The sequence below is a fragment of the Sphaerisporangium aureirubrum genome (assembly GCF_042658925.1).
GTDB lineage: Bacteria > Actinomycetota > Actinomycetes > Streptosporangiales > Streptosporangiaceae > Sphaerisporangium > Sphaerisporangium aureirubrum.
The window spans coordinates 271511-289312 of sequence record NZ_JBHSRF010000001.1; the positions used below are offsets into that span (position 1 = coordinate 271511).

The following is a 17802-nucleotide window of genomic DNA, read 5'->3' on the forward strand; positions in this document are numbered from 1 at the left end:
GCCCCCCGCGGGCGGCCCGGCGTGGCTGACGGCTGCTACGCCCGGCACCCGGCGCCGCCGGACCTCGGCGGTTACGTCGAGGCGCTGTGGACGGCGGAGGCGTCCCACGGAGCCGTGCCGTCCCGGGAGATCCTCATCCCGAACGGCCGCCCGGCGCTCGTGGTGGCGCTCGGCGACCCCGGCACCCGGCACGACCCGCTGACCGGCACCGCCCATCCCAACGACGGCGTGCTGTTCGGCATCACCACCCGGCCGTACGTCCTGGAGCAGAGCGGCCGCTCCTCCTACGCGGGCGCGCAGCTCGCGCCGTGGGGCCTCGCCGCGCTGCTGCCCCGGGAGCGGCTGGTGGACACGTTCCTGCCGCTGGCGTCCTGGCTCGGCGCCGCCGAGGCGGCCCGGCTGGCGGACGACCTGCGCGGCCGGGAGCCGGGACGGGCCCGCGCCGGCGGCCTGGCGGCGTTCGTCGCCGCTCGCCTCACCCCGATCGCGCCCGGCACGCTGGAGGCGCTGCGGGCGGCCGTGGGCCTCGTGGACGCCGCGCACGGGGCGGTCGGGGTCGCCGGGCTCGCCGGCAAGGCCGGGGTCTCCTACAGCACCCTGTACCGCCTGTTCACCGCCAACCTCGGCCTGCCACCCAAGCGGTACTGCGAGCTGATCCGCTACTACCACGGCGTGGGCGCGCTGCTGCGCGGCGGGGACGCCGGGCGGGCGCTCGCGGGGTACTACGACCAGGCGCACGCCGCGCGGGACTTCAAGCGGTTCACCGGGGTGAGCGCGTCGTCGTTCAAGCGGATCCACCACGGCATCGCCCGCCTGATGCACCAGCCCGATCCGGCGGCCTGAAAGATTCGTCCAAGACGTGCCCCGGGACGTTGCGGCAGGCTGGGGCCCATGGGACGCATCATTCACTTCGAGATCACCGCCGCCGACGTCGACCGGGCGGCGAAGTTCTACACCGAGGCGTTCGGCTGGGAGCCCCGGGACTCGCCGTTCGCCGGTGGATACAAGGTCGCCGCCACCGGGCCCGGCGCGGGCGTCGACGGGGCCATCATGACCCGCGAGTACCAGTCGCAGGCCACCATCGCCTGGCTGGAGGTCGACGACATCGACGCCGCCATGGACGCGGTGCGGCGCGCGGGAGGCCGGGTCGCGGGCGAGAGGAACACCATCCCCGGCCAGGGCCACGTGGTCTACGTGGAGGACACCGAGGGCAACCTGCTGGGCCTGAAGCAGCCGCTCACCCCCTGAGCCCGCCGGGGCCTTGGGCGCCGTCGAGCCCGCTCGGCGCCGTGAGCTCAGTCCAGGTCCAGCTCGCCCGTGAGATAGCGCTGGACGGCGGGCGCGGCGGCGGCGATGACCGTCTCCGGGGGGAGCAGGGCCAGCGCGTCCACCTTCAGCACGTACCTGACCATCGCCAGGCCGATCAGGCTGGATCCCGCCAGGATGGCCCGCGTCTCGGCGTGGTCGATCTCGAGCGTCTTGGCGATGGGGCGCAGCACCTCCTCGGTGAGGAACCCCCGCAGCAGCGTCGCGGCGGCCTCCGAGGCGGCCGCCGCGTGCAGGATCGCCTGCAGCCGCGCCCCCGTCTCCGGCTCCTCCCACAGCGTCAGGTAGCGCCGTACCAGCCGCTCGCCGAGGCCGTCCGGATCGCCCGGCACGACCTCCGACAGGCGGCGCAGGGGGAGGCCCCGGGAGCGCACGGCGGCGTCGAACAGGCCGTCCTTGGTGCCGAAGAAGTGCATCACCAGCGCAGGGTCCACCTCGGCCGCGCGGGCCACCCCTCTGATGGTGGTGGCCGTGTACCCCTGGCTGGTGAAGGACTCCATGGCGGCGTCCAGGATGGCGTCCCGGGTCTGTGACGTGCCCGGACGCCGTCCGCCCGCCCTGGCCGGCTGATCGGTCATCGGTCTCCTTCCGATTGCCCCTATTCAACCACGTTGAATTCATCTATGTTGAACTCAACACTGATGAACTCAACAGGTGGTGAAAAATGCGTAAGATCATCGGCGCCGTGTTGGGCGCCACCGTCCTCGGCATGTTGTTCGTCGCGTCGTTCCTCGGCGCCCTGCACGCACCCGAGCCGCACCACGTCCCGGTCGCGGTGGTCGGCCCGCCCGAGGTCGTCTCCCGCCTCGACGCCGCGCTCACCCGCGCCCGCCCCGGCGCGTTCGAGCTGACCGGCTACGCCACCCCGCAGGCCGCCCGCGCCGCCCTGCTCGGCCGCGAGGTGGACGGGGTGATCGACCCCGTCGCCGGCAAGCTGACCGTCGCGAGCGCCGCCGGGCGCACCGCGGCGACCGTCCTCACCGGCGTCTTCCAGGGCGTCGCCAAGGCCCAGGGCGCGCAGCTCGCCGTCGAGGACGCCGTCCCGCTGCCCCCCGGCGACGCCGGCGGCATCGCGGGCATGTTCTACGCCCTCGCGCTGGTCCTGCCCGGCATCGGCCTCGCCGTGCTGCTCTCCCAGGTGGCGCCCGGTCTCGGCTGGGCCGGACGCACGGGCGCGCTGCTGCTCGGCGCGGTGACGGCGGGCCTCGGCAACGCGTGGCTGGCAGGCGTGGTGCTCGGCGCGCTGCCCGGCGCGTTCACGGCGCTGACCCTGGCCTCCACCGCCATCGTGCTGACCATCGGGCTGATCGTGGCCGGCCTGCTCCGCGTGGTGGGCCCGGCCGGCGCGGGCCTCGCCGCCCTGCTGTTCATCCCGATCGGCCTTCCCGCCAGCGGCGGCCCGCTCGGGGCGAACTTCGTCCCGGAGTGGTACGCCATGGTGGGCCGGGTTCTCCCCGTCGGCCCCGGCGCGGACCTCGTGCGCGACGTGGTGCACTTCGGCGGCGCCGCCCTCACCGTCCCGCTCACCGTCCTCGCCTGCTGGGCGCTCGCCGGTCTCGTGCTGCTCCTCGTGCCGGTCCGGCGGCCCCGTCCCGTGACGGCCCACAGCCCCGAGCCCGTCGCGGTTCCCAGTGCCTAGTGTGACGCGGCACACCTCCTTCCCCGCGCGCCGCCGCAGGTCGCGCGGGGAAAGTTGCGGGAAGCCGGAAGAGTTCGGGGCGCGAAATGGTTGGGATCAGGCAGTACTTCAGATGGCTCGGGGACGTCATGCTCCTCAGGTGGAGGAGGTGACGATGTCGGGTCCAGGAACGATGGTGGCGGAGGCCGCCGATCCCCCTGATCCCGCCCGTCCCGCGCGAAGCGCGGTGGCCGGCGAGACGACCGGGCGGAGGCGGACGTTCGGCCGCGTTGCGGGCCGGGTGGCGGCGTTCGGCGCGGTGGTGGGCGTCGTGGTGTTGTTCCGCGACCAGCTGCCCGCGCCGTCCGAGGTGTGGGAGCTGATCACCGGGGCGAACCCCGCCTGGCTCGCGGCCGCCGTGGTCGCCGAGGCAGCCGCCATGCGGACCTTCGCGGGGCTGCTGCGGCACCTGCTGGTCACCTCGGGCATCCACCTGAGCATGCCGCGCGCGGTCGCCGTCACCTACGCGCGCAACGCCGTGTCCAGCTCACTGCCCGGCGGCCAGATCCTCAGCGTGGCTTACACCACGCGGCAGTTCCGCCGCCTCGGCGCCCCGCCCGCCGTGATCGCGGCGACGCTGGTGCTCACCTCGGTCTTCTCCACCCTGACCTTCCTGGCGCTCGGCGTGGTGGCGCTGCTCGCCGAGCCCGCCACCCGCACCACCGCGATGCTGGGGTTCGCCGCCGCGGGGTCCGCGCTGGCGCTGCTCGTGGTGTTCCTGCCCGGCCGGGGCGCGCACCGGCCGTCCGGCCACGGGCCGCGGATCCAGGCGATGGCCGACGCGATCCGCGCCGCGCGGGCCGCCGTCACGCTGACCCCGCGCGACCGGCTCGTGCTGCCCGGCCTGGCACTGCTCAACTGGTTGTTCGACATCGCCTGCCTGGCCGCCGTGTGCGCCGCCACCGGGGTCTCGGTGGGGTCGCACACGGTGCTGCTCGGCTACGTCGCCGCCAAGGCCGCGGGGGTGCTCGCGCTGCTGCCCGGCGGCCTCGGCGTCACCGAGGTCGGCATGGCCGCGACGTTCGCCGGGGCCGGCCTGTCGCTGCCCGCCGCCGCGGCGGTGGTGGCGATCTACCGCCTGATCTCGTACTGGGCGGTCCTGCTCGTCGGCTGGGGCGCCTGGCTGATGCTCAGCGTCAGCGGGCCTGCAGAGCGTCGAGAGCCACGGCCATCGCGATGACCAGCCGCCGGTCCAGCCTTGGGTCGTTGATCTCCACGGCGTAGCGGTCGCGCAGGCCCCACTTGCGATCCACCGAGAAGCCGATCTGCGCGCCCACGCCGAAGTCGAAGTGGTACGGCAGCCACGACAGCGAGTCCACGAAGCGGCGCGCCAGGCTGACCAGCACGTTGCGCTCCTGGCCGGTGAGGGTCGGCAGGCCGGGCTGCTGGAAGTGCCAGGTGGAACGTAGCAACGACGCGGCGAACTCCTTGCGGAAGAAGCCGATCGGCTGCCCGGCGTGGTCCAGGACGTCGTACCCGCTGCCGAGGTCGAGCACCTTGCGGGCCTTGAAGCCCGCGAGCACGTGCTGCCGCGACTCGTCGGTGTACAGCGTGACCTGCTCCTTGAACGCCATCCGCTTCTGCTCGGCGAAGGCGACCATCGGTCCCTCGGAGTCGTCGGGGTTCGCCAGATGCACCACATAGCGGTTCACCATCATGGTGACCTTCTGGCGGACGAGCAGGCGCCGCTGCGCCTGCAGGGTTTGCAGGTCCACTTTGCTCTCCATGGTCAGGGGATTGCCACCCTACGGGGTGTCCGGCCGTCCGGCGCGACGGCCCGGCGGTGGCGTGGCGAAGACGAATGACCCGGCTGGAACGGGGCAGGGGCAACGATCGTTGGGACAAGTGAAAGCCGAGAGGAGACGGGGGAAAGACAGTGTATCGATCAAGAGAACACAAGATCATCGCAGGTGTCTGTGGCGGTCTCGGTGAGAAGTGGCACATGCCGCCGACCATGGTTCGCCTGCTGTTCATTCTCTCCTGCATCCTGCCCGGTCCCCAGGTCATCGTCTACCTGCTCATGTGGGCCCTGATCCCCAAGGCCCCCGCGGGCGCGTCGTACGGCCGCCACTGAGCGCCAGGCGGTGGTCATCGGTTCGTGGGACGTATCCTCGGACAGGTGAGTGAGAGAATCCTCCGCACCCGCCCGCTGGCCCTCATCCAGGACGACCTGGTGGACTACGAGGCGGCCATGGAGCGCATGGCGGAGCTTGTCGGGGCGCGTCAGCGCGACAAGCGCCCCGACACGTTGTGGCTGCTCAGCCATCCACAGGTGTTCACGATCGGCAAACGCACCCTCGCCGAGCACCTCCCCGACCCGGCCTACGGCATCCCCGTGGTGCCCACCGGCCGGGGCGGCCAGCTCACCTACCACGGCCCCGGCCAGCTGGTGGGCTACCTGATCGTCAAGCTCCGCGCCGACGAGGGTGTCGTCGACTACGTCCGCGAGGTCGAGCTGCGCGTGGTCGAGGCGCTGGGGAAGCTCGGCGTCCCGGCCGAGCGCCGCGAGACGCCGCCGGGGTCGGAGCTGCTGACCGGCGTGTGGACCACCGGGAACGCCCGCAAGATCGTCTCGATCGGGATGCGGGCGTCCCGGGGCGTCACCAGCCACGGTTTCGCGCTCAACGTCGACGGCGACCTCACGCCGTGGGGATTCGCGGTGGCGTGCGGCATGCCGGAGGTCGACATGACCTCCCTGGCCCGCGAGCTCCCGCGACCGCCCGGCTTCGACGAGGTCCGCCGGGCGGTCGCCGAGGCGTTCGAGGCCTGAGCCTTTTCGCGCCGCGTTCCGGTGGTCAGGCCACCGGCTCGTCGGCGGGCACCTCGTCGACGTTGCGGCGCGGCCCGGTGAACCAATGCCTGGCCGACACCGTCCACCACAGCGCGATGCCGATGAGCACGGCGCCCACCGCGAGCGGCGCGTAGTTCACCGAGGTCCAGGTGAAGTCCGCGTTGCCCGGCACCCCGGCGGGGCTGATCGGCAGGATGAAGTAGATCGAGATGATGACGATCTCGATCACCGCGATCCAGCCCAGCACCTTGTACTTGCCGCCGAGCGTCCACGGGCCGGGCTGGAACGCGGCCCCCATCCGCAGCCGCAGCCAGATCGGGATGAGGAACGCCAGGTAGAGCCCGATCACCGCGATCGACACCACCGCGAGGAACGCGACCGGGGTGGCGCTTCCGGGAGGGGCGTACAGCGCGGGCAGGGTGATCAGCAGGGCCACCGCGCAGCCGGCGATGATCGCGTTGACCGGCGTGCGGTTCTTGTCGACCTTGGACCACAGCCGCCAGCCGGGCACCGCGCCGTCCCGGGAGAAGGCGTAGGTCATCCGGGACATCGAGGTGACGCAGCTCATCCCGCAGAAGAACTGCCCGATGGTGGAGATGCCGAAGATCACCGTGGCCAGCCCCGGCGTCAGCGACGACGTGAAGATCGCGCCGACGAAGCCGAACTCCTTGTTGACCGCGTCCACGTTGGTCGCCGCGAACAGGAACGCCAGCAGCAGGATCCAGCCGCCGATCGCCGAGTAGAAGATCGACCGCCACAGGCCCTTGGCCGCGCTGGTCGCCGCGCCGTGCGTCTCCTCCGACACGTGGGCGCAGGCGTCGAAGCCGGTGATGGTGTACTGCGTGAGCAGGAAGCCGAGCGGCAGCACGTACAGCCAGAAGGTGGCGCCGCCGTTGCCGTCGCCGAAGCCCGAATTGTTGAACGTCTCGAACAGGAAGCCCACGCTCTGGTGCGACGACGGGCCGAAGATGAGGATCAGCACCACGACGGCCGCGCCGAACACGTGCCACCACACCGAGATGTTCTGCAGGACCGAGATCAGCCGGTGGCTGAAGATGTTGATCAGCGCGTGCAGGACCAGGACCACCGCGAACAGCAGGAACGTCTGCTTCAGCGCGTCACCCTGCGCCCACGAGTCGCTGAACCTCCCGATCGTGATGTTCAGGAACGTCGCGCAGCCGTAGTCCACCGACGCGGTCACCGCGATCAGCCCGATGAGGTTCAGCCAGCCGGTGAACCAGCCGTGGACGGGACGGCCGAGCTTGGCCGCCCACCAGTAGATCCCGCCCGCGGTGGGGTAGGCCGAGACCAGCTCGGACATGCAGAAACCGATGATGAGGATGAACGCCGAGATCAGCGGCCAGCCGACCGAGATGGCCAGCGGGCCGCCGTTGTTCCACGCCTGCCCGAAGGTCGTGAAGCAGCCGGCCAGGATGGAGATGATCGAAAAGGAGATCGCGAAGTTGGAGAAGCCGCTCCAGGTGCGGGAAAGCTCCTGTTTGTACCCGAGTTCGGCAAGGCGTTGGGCGTCGTCGTCGAGGGAAGACTGCTGAGCCATCAGCTCTCCTTGGATGCACGGTGTGTGCGTGGTGCGGGTGGTGCTTGTGTGACTTGAAGGGTGCGGATGGGGACGTTGCCGGGGTGCGGAGGGGGTCACCCGCCCCGCACGCGGTCGATGAGGGTGCCGAGCCCGGGATCGGAGAGGTCGCGTACGGCCTGATGGAACTTGTCGGCGGCCTCGGCGTCGTAGTCGAAGTCCGCCGCCGCGGCCTGCTCGGTGAGCAGGCCGTGATGGACGCTGAACCACAGCGTCCAGGTGAGGTTGGACATGGTCAGATACAGCCGGACCCGGGCGGCCGGCCGTTCGTCGCCGTAGTAGGCGCGGGTCAGGCGCGCCACCATGTCCGGGTCGTAGTCCGCCTCGGCGGCGATGTCCCCCAGCTCGAACGCCGGGTCGTTGTTCCCGGAGAGCTGGTAGTCGACGATGCGGACCGCGGTGCCGTCGAAGATGAAGTTCTCCGGCAGCAGGTCGTTGTGGCACGGCACGCCAGGCGGCCGGCGCAGTTCCAGGGCCGCCTCGATCTCGGCGACCAGCGGCAGCCAGTCCTCGTACCCGGCCGGGATCTTCAGGCCGTGGGTGCGGCAGATGGCCAGCAGCTCGTCCAGCTTGCGGAAGACGGAGAACTCGGTGGCGAACGGCGGCCCGGCGTGCAGGCGGCGGCAGGCCGCGGCGATGCCCTCGGTCATCGCCGGGTCGCGCACGGCCGCGGCGTCCAGGGTGGCGCCGTCGATGTACTCCAGCAGCACCGCGCCGGGCAGCCGCAGCAGCACCTCCGCGCCGACCCCGGTACCGGCGGCGCGGGCGGTGTTGACGATCTCCAGGTCGAGGGGGATGCCGAGACCGGCGGCGGAGACGCGGGGGTCCAGCACGCGCAGCAGCCAGCGGTCGCCCGCCTCGGTGTCGACCCGGACGATCCGGTGGCTGAGTCCCCCCTTGATCTGGGTATAGGTCACCGGCCGGCCGGCCCAGGCCGTGACCAGCTCGAGCGCCGAGCCGAGCACATCTGGCACGCCGCGCCTCCTTTGGTCTACCTTCAGACCATTGATCCGATTTTCCGGGTTAGTTGTTACACAGGAGTAGAGATGGTGAAACTTCCTGCCGAAGCGCAGGCCGTGGTGGTCGGCGGCGGCGTCGCCGGATGCAGCGTCGCGTACCACCTGGCCCGCCTCGGCTGGACGGACGTCATCCTGCTGGAACGGCACGAGCTGACGGAAGGCACGACGTGGCACTCGGCCGGTTTCGTCGGCCAGCTGCGCTCCACCGTCACCCAGACCCGCATGATCATGTACTCGGCCGGGTTGTACCCCGAACTCAGCGAACTGACCGGCCTTCCCCCCGGCTGGCACGGCGTGGGCGGCCTGCGCCTGGCCACCACCCCCGAACGGCACGAGGAACTGCTGCGGCAGGCGGGCGCCGCCGAGACGTACGGCCTGGACATGGAACTCCTCTCCGGCCCGGCCACCCGCGACATGCTGCCGCTGCTGGAGGTCGCCGACGTGCGGTCCGCGCTCTGGCTGCCCGGCGACGGCTGGCTGGACCCCGCCGGGCTGGTGCGCGCCCTCGCCGCCGGGGCGGAGAAGCTCGGCGTGCGGATCGTCACCGGGACCGAGGTCACCGGGGTGGAGGTGCGGGACGGGCGGGTGCTCGGCGTGCGGGTGGGCGAGGAGTTCGTCCGCACCGGGACCGTGGTCAACGCGGCGGGCGCGGCGGCCGGGCGGGTGGGGCTCCTGGCCGGGGTGGACGTGCCCATCGTGCCGATCAAGCACCAGTACGTCGTGACCCCGCCGTTCGGGGTGTCCCCGGCGACGCCCACCGTGCGCGACCCCGACAACATCGTGTACTTCCGGGAGGAGGACGGTGGCATCCTCGTCGGCGGGTACATCCGCACCCCGCAGGTCTGGGAGACGTCCACGCCACTGGCCGCGCCCCGCGCGCTGTTCGACCCCGACATGGCGAAGTTCGGCGAGTCGTGGGAGTCGGCGCGGCGCCGCGTACCCGAGCTGACCCGGGCGGTCCCCGGCGGCGGCGAGCACGCCGAGGAGTTCGCCAAGGTCGTGCACGGCCCCGAGGCGTTCACCCCCGACGGCGAGTTCCTGCTCGGCGAGACCACGGTGCGCGGCTTCTGGGTCGCCGCCGGTTTCTGCGTGCACGGCCTCGCGGCGGCGGGCGGCGTCGGCAAGGTCATGGCCGAGTGGATCGTGGACGGCGCCCCCGAATACGACATGTTCGGCATGGACATCCGCCGGTTCGGCGCGCACGCCCGCGGCGCCCGCTGGGCCCGGGCCAAAGCCCTGGACTCCTACAGCAAGTACTACGACATCGTGTACCCCGGCGAGGAACGCACCGCCGCCCGCCCGCTGCGCCGCTCGGCCGCCTGGCCGCGCCACCAGGCGATGGGTGCCGAGTTCGGCGAGAAGGCGGGCTGGGAACGGGTCAACTGGTTCGCCCCCGCGGACGGCGACGAACAGGGCCCGCGTCCCGCCGGGTGGGCCGGGAAGCACTGGTCGCCCGCCGTCCGCGCCGAGTGCCTCGCCACCCGCGACGCCGCCGGCCTGTTCGACCAGACCTCGTTCGCCAAGCTGGAGGTCACCGGCCTCGCCGGCCTCCAGCGCCTCTGCGGGGCCGACCTGGACCGCCCCGTCGGCTCGGTCGTCTACACCCAGATGCTCAACGAACGCGGCGGCATCGAGGCCGACGTCACCGTCACCCGCCTCACCGCCGACCGCTTCCGCGTCATCACCGGCACCGCCTTCGGCGTCCACGACGCGTCCTGGATACGCGGCCACGGCCTCGACGTCCGCGACGTCACCTCGGCGTACGCCTGCTACTGCCTGTGGGGCCCCAAGGCCCTTCCCATCCTCGGCGAACTCAGCACCGACGACCTGACCTTCGGCTACATGCGCGCCCGCGAGATCACCGTCGGCCACGTGCCGGTCCTGGCCCAGCGCGTCACCTTCGCCGGCGAGTTCGGCTGGGAACTGTACTGCCCCACCGAATACGCCCTCACCCTCTGGGACACCCTCATGGAGGCCGGCACCCCGCACGGCATGCGCCCCGCCGGCTACCGAGCCCTGGACTCCCTGCGCCTGGAAAAGGGCTACCGCATCTGGGGCCTGGACATCACCCCCGAAACCACGCCCTACGAGGCAGGCCTGGGCTTCGCCGTCTCCCGCACCAAGAACTTCCTGGGCCGCGAAGCCCTCACACCCCCCCGCCGCCTACTCCACTGCCTGACCCCCACCGACCCCGACCAGGTCTGCCTAGGCGGCGAGCCGGTCCGAATAGACGGCACCCCCGCCTCCCGCATAACCAGCGGCGGCTACGGCCACCGAGTAGACAGCTCCATCGCCTACGCCTACCTCCCCATCCCCAGAGACCAAGACCCCCAAGCCGCCCTGACGAATTCCGCCACCACCCTGAACGGCCACCTAGAGGTGGCAGTAAACGGCACCTGGACCCCCGCCACCATCACCCCCACCCCCCTGTACGACCCCACCAACTCCCGAATCCGCCACCTCCCCACCACCTAACGGCAGCCGCACTCTGAGAGCGGAGTAAGTCACACCGCTAGGGAGTAAGTCACACCACGCCCCGAAATGGTGCCTTCGGCGCTGTCTGCTTTTTGGCGACCCTCGCCGCAGCCGGTGACGGCCGCCGCGCAAGCGATTCGTCACGGCCGCACCTCGAACCAAACCGTGTGTCCCTTGGCGTGCCGTCCCCATCCCCACGACGAAGACAGCTCCCGGACCATCCACAACCCTCTGCCACCCTCGCTACACAGGCCGACCCGCTCCGGGGCCGTCGGTATACCGGTGGAGGAGCCCTCATCGCTCACTTCGACCCGAACCGTCTCGCCGTCGTCGTACACGCGCAACGTCACCAGGCCACCCGGCCTGCGCCCCGACTCCGAGTGCCGCACCGCGTTCGTGAAGACCTCGCTGACCAGCGTCTCGACGTCATCGAGGTCCCGCCGTCCAGCCCGACAGAGCACCGAACGCACATACGCCCGCGCGACCTTGACCGAACTGGCCCGGCCAAGCAGATCGACCTTGCCGAGGAGCCCCATGGTCCTCACCGCGCGGCCTCCCATCTGCGGTCGGCCACGTCATCCCCGCACACGATCAGGTCAGGCTCATGCCATCCGGGGAACCGCTTGGAATGGTCCGCTTTAAGGGTGATGTTCAGATAGCGCTGGAGTGGGATATCGAGCAGATTTAGCACCCATTTAGACCGAATCGGGGAAACGTCATGCTCGCGTGAGCGGCCTTTTGTGGTGTTCGGCATGCATCAACCATCCCGCGATGGGTGCCGGATTTCCTGGTCAACGGGTCGTCAACCTATGTCGGACCATGCTTCTATGGAATTATCAGTTCCAGCGTCCCGGCTAGTTTGGACTGAAGATGACTATCCCGCCAGAAACTCCCGCCGCACAATTCGGGCAGCAGGTGCGAAAGTATCGCCGCCGCCACGGCCTCAGCCAAGAAGCTCTCGCAGCGAAGCTGCGGATCAGCCAGGGACATCTCTCCAAGATCGAGCTCGGAACGAGGAACCCACAACGCGAGATCGCCGAAAACCTCGATGTCGTGCTCAACCTCGACGGCCACTTCCTGACGCGCTACCTGTCTCTCTTCGAGAGCCGCCGAGGGGTGGCGGAGTGGTTCCTGGAATACCTTGACCTGGAACCCAGGGCCTCCATCGTCAGGTCGTACGACCTCGCGATCATCCCTGGCTTGTTCCAGACCGCCGACTACGCACGAGCGATCTTTCGCGGTGGGATGGTCAAAGCCTGCGAGATAGAAGACCGCGTCAGCACCCGTCTCGCACGTCGTACCATCCTTGACGGAGACGGCCACCCACCCGTGTTCGCCGTGCTGGACGAGTCCTCGCTGCACCGCGAGATAGGCTCCCGCGAAATCATGATCGGCCAACTGGCGTTCCTGCTCGAAATAATGGAGCACCCCGCCGTGAGTGTGCAGGTCGTACCCTTCGTCGGCGTGCGCACCACTGTTGGTATCAGTTCGGGCTTCATCATCATCGAGGTAGATGGAACCCGATATGTCTCCATCGAAGCCGCTGGGTTGTCTAGCCTTACAGCAGATCCAAAAACGGTTGACAGGACGATGATTTTCTTCGACCGGTTACGAAGTGAGAGCCTGCCGACAACCCAGAGCCGACAGATGATCGAGGAGATATGGAAGACGCTGTAGTGACGTTCCGCAAGTCCAGCTACTCGGCCCAGGAAGGACAGTGCGTCGAGATCGCGGGCTCGGGCGGCCATGTCGTGGTCCGGGACAGCAAGAACCCCGGCGGCCCGGTACTGGCGTTCACCACCGATGAGTGGCGGGCATTCGTACACGCGCTGAAGTCGGCCTGAGGGGGGTCGCGAGGCGCTCAGTCGCGGTAGACGGATGCCGCAATCCGGTAGCGGTGCCGAACGAGGAGGTCATGGCCACCGGATCGTCACAGCCACACCTCGAACCCGACCGTGGGCCCTCGGCGTGCTGTCCTGACTGTGACCGCGAGAAGCAGCAACGTTTGCTCGCTGCTTTGAGCGACGGTCGCGAGGGCTTCGGGGCGACCCGTCGATGAGATTCGGTGATGCTGTGAACGGATACGTGTCACCAGTCGCCGAATGCGGCTGATTCCTGGCATGGAACGTTCGCCGTACAGATCATGAGTCACACGGTAGGAAGGCATCGTGACCAACATTCAGCGGTATGACGGTCGATGGCGGTACCGCTCGTCTGGGACGTGGCCGGCGAAGGTCCTGGTGAGCGCCCTGGCGGTCGGGGCGGGATTCGGCGCGGCGACCTCCCTTGTGAACGCGCTCTCCCACAGCTACGCCGACCTTGAAAGCCGTGCCTATACCACCAGCGGATGGTCGATCGCGGAAATCATTAGCGTGTTGCTCGACTCCGGCTGGGCATGGGCGGGTTTGGCGGTCGCAGTGGGGTGGCTGGTCACCCGCGCCAGGGTGAGCCGTCCCGCAGCACTGGCGCAGGGTGGTGCCGTAGCCGGCGTGCTGGCCCTGCTTGCGGCCACGGCCGCCTATGGCGTCGTGGACGCCATCCGTAGCGGCGGGGAATTCGCCTGGTACGAGTCCGAATCGCCCGTGTGGTGGGTCGCCAGTGTCGTCTTCGGAGCGCCATTGGGTGCCGTCGGTGCGTGCGTCAGGCGACCGGGAGCGATCGGTTTGCTCGCGAGACTGACCGTGCCGGTCGGCGCCGCCTTACAGATGGTCGTACTCCCGCCCGGCAGGAACGAGGTGGTCGAGACAATAGGGAAGACAGTCGTGTGGACGGCGGCTGCGGCGAGCATCGGCTTCATCGTCGTCCGCTTCCTTGTCAAGCGACGTCGGCCGGATTCATAGGAGCAATCTGGCCCCTTCGGCGCTGTCTTCTTGGGCGGGAGCGACTGTGGCGGCCCGACCCACCTCTCGTCGTCAACGAGGCGCCGTTGGCATTACTAGAGCCGTTCGAGCGTGAGCAGCGGCTGAGAATGCTCAGGCGCTGGTGCGTCGGGATCTGCGGCGACAGCCTGCTCCAGGCGGCGGAAGCCGGTCTCCAGGTCGTCGGGACCGAGTTGAGCGAAGAACGAAAGAGTGCGCAGGCGAAGCCGTTGGAGCACGTCACCACGGGTGCCGATGGACGGCTCGGTAACCGTGCCGAAGCTAGCGACGCGCCAGCCGGCCGACGTGAACATCTCGATGGCCTCATGCAGGGGCTGAAACAGTGAGGCGTCCACCTCAAAGCCGCGGGGGAAGTGCTCCAGCCACCACGGCATGGGATGGTGGTCGCTGAAATTCGCACGCAGTAGCAGCCGCCCACCGGGCCTGAGCACCCTGGCCAGCTCCCGGACCGCCCGCGGCTTGTCCTGGACGTGGTGCCAGGACAGGAACATGAGAGCGTAGTCGGCGCTGCCGGACGGCACCTGCATGTCCTCGGCGGAGCCTGCCAGATACCGCACACCGGGATGCGAGGACTGCGCCTGCGCTATCTCGCGCATCCGGACCGCCGGCTCGACCCCGGTCACCGGCCCGAACTCTCGCGCCAGCGCAGGAGTGAACCTGCCGGTCCCCGAGCCGACATCCAGCCCCGCCAGCGGCCGCCGCTCGGGCAGCACCGCCCCGAAGGCGCCGATCCACACCTGCAGATGCCGCTCACTGAGCGCCCGGCCACGCGCGTAGTCCTGGTACTGCTCCGTGTCGTAGTCGATCCGCCTCATCGCACTCCCACGTCAGTCGGACTACGGCAATCCATCGGCCCGATATATCGACCCGATACATTGCGCACGGTATGCGGTGTCACGTCACGCCGCAAGCGGAAACGGCAGTGCCTGCATCCAGCTGCCATCGATTTCAAAATGCCCCGCGCCGGAAATGGTGCCTTCGGCGCTGCTTTCTTCAGGCGAGCCTCACCGCAGCCGGTGACGACCGCCGCGCAGGCATTTCGTCACGGCCACACCGAACCAAACTGTGTGCCTTCGGCGTGCTGTCCGCGCCGGGACCGTCGGGATTCCAGCGGAGGAATTCCGCGACGGCCCGCAGTGAGTGTTAGTGCGTTGGTTCACGCTGTCCGTGCCCAGTTCGGGACGGGTCGGGTCAAGCCATTACCGCTCCATGCGCCTCGGAGATCGCCTCGATGCGGCGGGCGAGCTCGATGTCGTGCTCGGCCACTCGGCCGCCGAGGTCACTGGAGCTGATCGACAGTCGTACGGTCTTGTATCCGAGGGTGGCGTTGGAGTGATGACCGAACCGGTCTTGGATCGCCGCGATGTGCACGATGAACGCCGCGCCGGCGATGTGCGGGATCGAATAGACGCGTTCGATGCTCACGCCGTCGGTGGTCCAGCCCGGCAGTTCCTTCAGATGCTCGTCGATCTGCTCTCGTGTCAACGGCTCCGCCATCACGCTCCCCGTCTCGCAGGCGCCAGTGCCTCGGCCAGGTCCTGGCCGACAGGCGCATCCTGCCACGGGCGCATGACGTCCTCCAGGGCGGCCAGTTCACGCATGGCGCGCACCGAACCGGTGCCCACCGCGATCGGACGGTGGTCCTTCGGTGCTGCTTACTTTGGCGAGCTTCGCCGCAGCCGGTGACGACCGCGGCACAGGCAGCTCGTCACGGTCACACCATCTCCCAGCGCGACGGTGTGGCGACTGCTTCCGTCTGCACGGAGAAAGCCCCGCGCCGTAGCCTGAGGTTGTCCACGCTTCAGGAAGGTCGGGCTTATGCGCGACGCTGGCACGGAACATCGGCGCATCGGCGAGATTGTTCGCGCCGCGCGCCTCGCGAGCGGGAAGAGTCTGGAGGCCGTCGCCGGGCTGGCCGGACGCTCCAAGGGGTGGCTCTCGAAGGTGGAGAACGGCAAGACGCGATTGGAGCGCCGTTCCGACATCCTTGCCCTCGCGGAGGCGTTGGAGGTGTCCGCCACCGACCTGCTGGGGGGACCTTCGCCGGTCACTTCTTCGCGGCACGCAGGCGTCGAACCCACCCGTCTGCGGGACGTCTTCCTGGGCACTTCCCTGGATGATCCACCCGACGTGCCCGCACGCCCCATGGCAGTGCTGGAAGCCGAATGGGCCGGTCCGGTTCTCACCGCCTGGCGCGGATCGGACCGTGCCGCGCTGGCCCGGCTTCTGCCCGGAATCATCGGTGAGCTTCACGTCCACGCGGCCGGCGCGACCAACGAGCAGCAGGCCGTCGCGCTGCGCATGCTGATCTCGGCGTGCGGGGTGGCGGCGTCCGACGTCCTGAAGGCGCTCGGATATATCGATCTCGCGTGGGTCGCCGCGGACCGTGCCGAGCGGGCGGCGCATGCGCTTGGCGATGAGGTCTGGCGTGGGGCGGCGGCATTCGCCATGGCGCACTGCCGGCGCAGCCTGGACTTGTCCCGGGCGTTCCGCACGATCGGCCGGACCGCCGACAGGGTCGAACCGCACATCGGAGATGACCGCAGGGCTCAGGAGGTCTACGGAATGCTCCGGCTCAGTGCCGCGCTGGCCTGCCAGGTTCGCGGCGACCACGCTGGGGCCGACGCGAACGCGCAGGAAGCAGAACGGATCGCCGTTCGAACCGGAGAGCATGCGGACGCCTGGCAGTGGTTCGGGCCTTCGAACGTCGGCGTGTGGCGCACCACGCTCGCCGTCGAGGCCGGTGAACCCGGCCGGGCATTGGAGTACGCCTCCCAGGTCGTGCCGGAGGCGTTGCCGAGCCGTATCCGCCGGGCCAGCTTGAAGATCGAAAAAGCGCGAGCGTACGCCATGATCGACCAGCCGCGAGAGGCCGCGAACCATCTACGGGCGGCCGAGAAGCAGGACGGCCCCCGCACCCGCAGCGACCCTATGGCCCGCGAGCTGGTGGCCGACCTGCGCGCTCGCCTTGGTGGCCGTGAGCTGAACGGGCTCGCCTGGCGGATGAACCTGGTCTAGCAAGGGGTTTCCGTTCGGAAACAGTGAGGGCTGCCTGCGGTTCTAGCTTCCCTGGCAAGACGGTCCCGGCCCGGTGGGCGAACACCGGGGGATTCCGGGGCCTTGGCCAGGAAAGTGAGCCCTGACCCGTGAGTAACTCTAGAGTCATCCGGATTCGGTGGCGTGCCGCCCGATACGGGGCGGCAGCGTGACCGGGCTCCTGGCGTGGTACTCGGCCCAGCCGCCGGGACGGCACGTGGTGGAGGGTGGCCCGGTCGCCGAGATTCACGCCTCACGATGGTGGGATCCGGCCCGCAGAGCGGTAGCCGCCGAACTCGACCGGATCGAACCGGGATGGCTGGTCTGGTACGGCACGTGGAGCCGTCGTTTCTACGCCATCGCCGCCTGGGACGCTCCTTGCCCTGTGCTGCTCGACGCGTCCACCCTGAGGAGCTGCGCGACCAGATGCGCCATACCGAGCTCACCGCGATGGTGCCCGCCCGCCGGTGTACGGGTACCGCGTGACCACGCCGCCGCTGCCGTCTGCGATCACCGCGCTGATCGACCAGCAGGTCGCCGCTCTGCACCAGCGGTATCCCGCGTGGGAGGTCACCCGCCTCATGACGCGCGAGGGTGCGCCGTCCGGGTGGCTGGCTCGTCGCCGGTCCCCGCTCACGCACTCCCAGCGCACCATCGGACTGCTGCCTGAACTGGCCCGCGACGACGCCGTGGACCTCGTGATAGCTCTGGCCGTGCAAGCCGAGATCGAGCACCCCACCGGGCGCGTCCCGCCGCAGGTGGAGAGGGAGTGACCCCGGCGAACAGGTGATGCTCACTGTCACGGCCGGGTGTGCCGGGCACGGTGTCCGCTGACTATGCCGCCGCTCTGCGGCGCCCCGCGGAAAGCTGAGGTAGATGTCTGAATTCGGCGCTGGTGATGCGCTCAAGCTCGTCATGGGCTGGAGCATCGTCGCGGTCGCCTGGCTGTGGGACAGCTGCCACTTGCCGCTGTGGTGGCGCCACGGGATCGCGCTCTGGCG

Annotated in this window: 19 protein-coding genes and 1 tRNA gene; 12 read left to right on the plus strand and 8 right to left on the minus strand. The window is 69.7% G+C overall.

The genetic code is table 11. The features are described from left to right. Positions 1-21: 21 nt before the first annotated feature. Complete coding sequence (locus ACFP1K_RS01240; RefSeq protein WP_380746132.1) at positions 22-843, plus strand: helix-turn-helix domain-containing protein; 822 nt, start codon at positions 22-24, stop codon at positions 841-843. A 48-nt stretch (positions 844-891) separates the two neighbouring features. After that, positions 892-1248, plus strand: a complete 357-nt coding sequence (locus ACFP1K_RS01245) for a VOC family protein (RefSeq protein ID WP_380746134.1) — start codon at positions 892-894, stop codon at positions 1246-1248. 47 nt (positions 1249-1295) lie between these two features. On the opposite strand, the gene ACFP1K_RS01250 is transcribed toward ACFP1K_RS01245, so the two are convergent. Next, positions 1296-1904 carry a TetR/AcrR family transcriptional regulator gene (locus tag ACFP1K_RS01250; protein ID WP_380746136.1) on the minus strand — a complete coding sequence of 203 codons (609 nt, stop codon included), beginning with the start codon at positions 1902-1904 and terminating at the stop codon, positions 1296-1298. An 86-nt stretch (positions 1905-1990) separates the two neighbouring features. Between ACFP1K_RS01250 and ACFP1K_RS01255 the strand changes: the two genes are divergently transcribed. Next, positions 1991-2965, plus strand: coding sequence for a hypothetical protein (locus tag ACFP1K_RS01255; RefSeq protein WP_380746138.1), 975 nt, complete (start codon positions 1991-1993; stop codon positions 2963-2965). A 154-nt stretch (positions 2966-3119) separates the two neighbouring features. Further along, positions 3120-4184, plus strand: coding sequence for a lysylphosphatidylglycerol synthase transmembrane domain-containing protein (locus ACFP1K_RS01260; protein ID WP_380746140.1), 1065 nt, complete (start codon positions 3120-3122; stop codon positions 4182-4184). On the opposite strand, the gene ACFP1K_RS01265 is transcribed toward ACFP1K_RS01260, so the two are convergent. Beyond that, positions 4141-4731: a hypothetical protein gene (locus ACFP1K_RS01265; protein WP_380746142.1), complete on the minus strand. Its 591-nt coding sequence runs from the start codon at positions 4729-4731 to the stop codon at positions 4141-4143. The genes ACFP1K_RS01260 and ACFP1K_RS01265 overlap by 44 nt on opposite strands. 149 nt (positions 4732-4880) lie before the next feature. Between ACFP1K_RS01265 and ACFP1K_RS01270 the strand changes: the two genes are divergently transcribed. Both ACFP1K_RS01270 and lipB read left to right on the plus strand, forming a co-directional pair. Next, entirely contained in the window at positions 4881-5078 is a 198-nt protein-coding gene (locus ACFP1K_RS01270; RefSeq protein ID WP_380746144.1) for a PspC domain-containing protein, read from the plus strand. A gap of 45 nt (positions 5079-5123) precedes the next feature. After that, positions 5124-5774, plus strand: coding sequence for a lipoyl(octanoyl) transferase LipB (gene lipB, locus ACFP1K_RS01275; protein ID WP_380746146.1), 651 nt, complete (start codon positions 5124-5126; stop codon positions 5772-5774). A gap of 25 nt (positions 5775-5799) precedes the next feature. Here the strand turns inward: lipB and ACFP1K_RS01280 are convergent, their stop codons facing one another. Together ACFP1K_RS01280 and ACFP1K_RS01285 are read right to left on the minus strand one after the other, a co-directional pair. Further along, on the minus strand, positions 5800-7353 hold the full coding sequence (locus ACFP1K_RS01280; RefSeq protein ID WP_380746148.1) for an amino acid permease: 1554 nt from the start codon (positions 7351-7353) through the stop codon (positions 5800-5802). 95 nt (positions 7354-7448) lie between these two features. Continuing rightward, positions 7449-8366, minus strand: a complete 918-nt coding sequence (locus tag ACFP1K_RS01285; RefSeq protein ID WP_380746150.1) for a phosphotransferase — start codon at positions 8364-8366, stop codon at positions 7449-7451. 72 nt (positions 8367-8438) lie between these two features. Here ACFP1K_RS01285 and ACFP1K_RS01290 point away from each other — a divergent pair, with 72 nt between their 5' ends. Continuing rightward, on the plus strand, positions 8439-10886 hold the full coding sequence (locus ACFP1K_RS01290; RefSeq protein WP_380746152.1) for a GcvT family protein: 2448 nt from the start codon (positions 8439-8441) through the stop codon (positions 10884-10886). A 140-nt stretch (positions 10887-11026) separates the two neighbouring features. Here the strand turns inward: ACFP1K_RS01290 and ACFP1K_RS01295 are convergent, their stop codons facing one another. Continuing rightward, complete coding sequence (locus ACFP1K_RS01295) at positions 11027-11422, minus strand: ATP-binding protein (protein ID WP_380746154.1); 396 nt, start codon at positions 11420-11422, stop codon at positions 11027-11029. 334 nt (positions 11423-11756) lie between these two features. On the opposite strand from ACFP1K_RS01295, the gene ACFP1K_RS01300 reads away from it, so the two are divergent. Then, entirely contained in the window at positions 11757-12563 is an 807-nt protein-coding gene (locus ACFP1K_RS01300; RefSeq protein ID WP_380746156.1) for a helix-turn-helix domain-containing protein, read from the plus strand. After that, positions 12548-12730, plus strand: a complete 183-nt coding sequence (locus tag ACFP1K_RS01305) for a DUF397 domain-containing protein (protein ID WP_380746158.1) — start codon at positions 12548-12550, stop codon at positions 12728-12730. The genes ACFP1K_RS01300 and ACFP1K_RS01305 overlap by 16 nt, the downstream gene beginning before the upstream one ends. A gap of 406 nt (positions 12731-13136) precedes the next feature. Here the strand turns inward: ACFP1K_RS01305 and ACFP1K_RS01310 are convergent. Then, positions 13137-13205, minus strand: a tRNA-OTHER gene (locus ACFP1K_RS01310). Between ACFP1K_RS01310 and ACFP1K_RS01315 the strand changes: the two genes are divergently transcribed. Further along, complete coding sequence (locus ACFP1K_RS01315) at positions 13175-13726, plus strand: hypothetical protein (RefSeq protein WP_380746160.1); 552 nt, start codon at positions 13175-13177, stop codon at positions 13724-13726. The two genes, ACFP1K_RS01310 and ACFP1K_RS01315, sit on opposite strands and share 31 nt — an antisense overlap. A gap of 95 nt (positions 13727-13821) precedes the next feature. On the opposite strand, the gene ACFP1K_RS01320 is transcribed toward ACFP1K_RS01315, so the two are convergent. Continuing rightward, positions 13822-14580 carry a class I SAM-dependent methyltransferase gene (locus ACFP1K_RS01320; RefSeq protein WP_380746162.1) on the minus strand — a complete coding sequence of 253 codons (759 nt, stop codon included), beginning with the start codon at positions 14578-14580 and terminating at the stop codon, positions 13822-13824. Positions 14581-14956: 376 nt separating this feature from the next. Next, positions 14957-15262, minus strand: coding sequence for a 4a-hydroxytetrahydrobiopterin dehydratase (locus ACFP1K_RS01325; RefSeq protein ID WP_380746164.1), 306 nt, complete (start codon positions 15260-15262; stop codon positions 14957-14959). A 321-nt stretch (positions 15263-15583) separates the two neighbouring features. On the opposite strand from ACFP1K_RS01325, the gene ACFP1K_RS01330 reads away from it, so the two are divergent. After that, entirely contained in the window at positions 15584-16783 is a 1200-nt protein-coding gene (locus tag ACFP1K_RS01330) for a helix-turn-helix domain-containing protein (protein ID WP_380746166.1), read from the plus strand. 500 nt (positions 16784-17283) lie between these two features. Continuing rightward, a complete protein-coding gene (locus ACFP1K_RS01335; RefSeq protein ID WP_380746168.1) occupies positions 17284-17574 on the plus strand; it encodes a hypothetical protein in 291 nt (96 codons plus the stop codon). Positions 17575-17802 lie beyond the last annotated feature (228 nt).

Coding starts and splice junctions, on each gene's coding strand:
- ACFP1K_RS01320 (WP_380746162.1), bottom strand. CDS start 14,580: ATGAGGCGGATCGACTACGACACGGAGCAGTACCAGGACTACGCGCGT.
- ACFP1K_RS01245 (WP_380746134.1), top strand. CDS start 892: ATGGGACGCATCATTCACTTCGAGATCACCGCCGCCGACGTCGACCGG.
- ACFP1K_RS01295 (WP_380746154.1), bottom strand. CDS start 11,422: ATGGGGCTCCTCGGCAAGGTCGATCTGCTTGGCCGGGCCAGTTCGGTC.
- ACFP1K_RS01325 (WP_380746164.1), bottom strand. CDS start 15,262: ATGGCGGAGCCGTTGACACGAGAGCAGATCGACGAGCATCTGAAGGAA.
- ACFP1K_RS01260 (WP_380746140.1), top strand. CDS start 3,120: ATGTCGGGTCCAGGAACGATGGTGGCGGAGGCCGCCGATCCCCCTGAT.
- ACFP1K_RS01265 (WP_380746142.1), bottom strand. CDS start 4,731: ATGGAGAGCAAAGTGGACCTGCAAACCCTGCAGGCGCAGCGGCGCCTG.
- ACFP1K_RS01280 (WP_380746148.1), bottom strand. CDS start 7,353: ATGGCTCAGCAGTCTTCCCTCGACGACGACGCCCAACGCCTTGCCGAA.
- ACFP1K_RS01330 (WP_380746166.1), top strand. CDS start 15,584: ATGCGCGACGCTGGCACGGAACATCGGCGCATCGGCGAGATTGTTCGC.
- ACFP1K_RS01290 (WP_380746152.1), top strand. CDS start 8,439: ATGGTGAAACTTCCTGCCGAAGCGCAGGCCGTGGTGGTCGGCGGCGGC.
- ACFP1K_RS01305 (WP_380746158.1), top strand. CDS start 12,548: ATGGAAGACGCTGTAGTGACGTTCCGCAAGTCCAGCTACTCGGCCCAG.
- ACFP1K_RS01255 (WP_380746138.1), top strand. CDS start 1,991: ATGCGTAAGATCATCGGCGCCGTGTTGGGCGCCACCGTCCTCGGCATG.
- ACFP1K_RS01300 (WP_380746156.1), top strand. CDS start 11,757: ATGACTATCCCGCCAGAAACTCCCGCCGCACAATTCGGGCAGCAGGTG.
- ACFP1K_RS01250 (WP_380746136.1), bottom strand. CDS start 1,904: ATGACCGATCAGCCGGCCAGGGCGGGCGGACGGCGTCCGGGCACGTCA.